This window comes from Streptobacillus felis (assembly GCF_001559775.1).
In the GTDB taxonomy this organism is placed as follows: domain Bacteria; phylum Fusobacteriota; class Fusobacteriia; order Fusobacteriales; family Leptotrichiaceae; genus Streptobacillus; species Streptobacillus felis.
The window spans coordinates 1-277 of record NZ_LOHX01000281.1 but is presented as its reverse complement, the minus strand read 5'-3'; the positions used below and the strand labels follow the sequence as shown (position 1 = coordinate 277).

Sequence of the window (277 nt, the reverse complement as noted above, 5' to 3'; positions counted from 1 at the left end):
CTCCGTTTCCAGGGTCCTTCAACGACATCCGAAACCGGACGACCCGCCATGATGTACCGCCTCGCCGCCGCCGCCGGCCTCCTCGCGATGAGCTCCGGCCTCGTGCTGGCCCAGACGCCGGCCCCCAAGACCGACATGAACAAGACCGACATGACCAAGTCCGAGAAGGACATGAAGGAGTATCAGGTCGCCGCCGTCAGCAAGGTCACCCTCGCCCCGGCCCTGACCACCGCCGAGCAGCAGGGCGAGAAGGGCCGCGCCATCGACGCCGACTTCG

General features: G+C 67.5%; 1 protein-coding gene. It reads left to right on the top strand.

The genetic code is table 11. From position 1 onward, the window contains the following. Window positions 1-48: 48 nt before the first annotated feature. Window positions 49-277 (top strand): hypothetical protein (locus AYC60_RS08655; protein ID WP_197416974.1); only part of this gene is annotated, 229 nt, incomplete at its 3' end.